General features: G+C 73.3%; 2 protein-coding genes. Both read left to right on the forward strand.

Translation table 11 applies throughout. The features are described from left to right. The coding region (locus tag HW445_RS31345; RefSeq protein WP_180224159.1) for an FHA domain-containing protein at positions 1-475 on the forward strand (475 nt) is incomplete at its 5' end. Between the two features lie 84 nt (positions 476-559). Then, on the forward strand, positions 560-970 hold the full coding sequence (locus HW445_RS31350) for a globin (RefSeq protein WP_151773262.1): 411 nt from the start codon (positions 560-562) through the stop codon (positions 968-970). The last annotated feature ends 320 nt before the right edge of the window (positions 971-1,290 follow it).

Below are 1,290 nucleotides of genomic sequence, written 5' to 3' on the forward strand. Positions count from 1 at the left end.
CGGTCAGCCCGGACCCGGCCAGGGTCCCGGCGGCGGTTACGGCTACCCGCAGCCCGGCCAACCGCGCCAGGCGACCTGGACGGCGACCGTCGGCCCGGACCGCGCGTACTTCATGGCGATGATGCAGCGCTCCGGCCCCGAGGCCGCGGGGCTCAACCTGCCCGCGTACTCGCCGGAGCAGCAGCTGACCCTCACCGGCCCGCAGGTCACCATCGGCCGTCGCCGGCACTCCACCGGCGACACCCCCGACGTCGACCTGTCGGTGCCGCCGGAGGACCCCGGCGTCTCCCACCAGCACGCGGTGCTGGTGGAGCAGGCGGACGGGAGCTGGGCGGTCATCGACCAGAACTCCACCAACGGCACCACGGTGAACGGCGCCGAGGAGCCGATCCAGCCGTTCGTCCCCGTCCCGCTGCGGGACGGCGACCGCGTGCACGTCGGCGCCTGGACCACGATCACCGTCCGCCGCGGCTGACCCGCCGGACACCCGGTCCTCGGGGACTTTCGGCCCGTCCACAGGCCTTGAGGACCGGGTCCCCCCGTCTGAGACGATGGGGGGGTGAATGAGATTCGGCGCGGCACACTGCAGACGGAGACCTTCTACGAGCAGGTCGGCGGCGAGGAGACCTTCACGCGCCTCGTCCGCCGCTTCTACGAGGGAGTCGCGGAGGACCCCGAGCTCCGGGCCATGTACCCGGAGGAGGACCTGGGTCCGGCCGAGGAGCGGCTGCGGCTCTTCCTGATCCAGTACTGGGGCGGACCGACGACCTACAGCGAGCGGCGCGGCCATCCCCGGCTGCGGATGCGGCACGCCCCGTTCACGGTGGACCGCGCGGCGCACGACGCCTGGCTGCGGCACATGCGGGCCGCCGTCGACGACCTCGGCCTGTCCGAGGAGCACGAGCACACGCTCTGGAGCTACCTCACCTACGCGGCGGCCTCCATGGTCAACACCGCCGACCCGGAGTGACCCGGAGCCGGGCCGGCCGCCGGGTCACGATCGCGTCTCACCCTTGATCGAACGACTGTGCCCGAGTGCTCCGTTCTGACACGATCGCCCCAGTTGCCAGGAGCACGGACTACCGACGCACCTGACTCCCGGCACGGACATCCGGGGATCGGGCAGCGGGGGGCGACGCGTGGCGGGACTCGTGACGGCACGGATCCGCGTGCACCGCGCGCTGCTGGCGGCCGCGTTCCTCACCGTGCTGCTGACCACGTCGGTGCTGGCCGCCCTCACCGCCTACGCGGGCGCCCTCGGCGACGCCTCGCTGCGCCACGCGCTCGGTG

Origin of the sequence: Streptomyces sp. UH6, assembly GCF_013421635.1 — a bacterium.
Lineage (GTDB): Bacteria > Actinomycetota > Actinomycetes > Streptomycetales > Streptomycetaceae > Streptomyces > Streptomyces abyssomicinicus.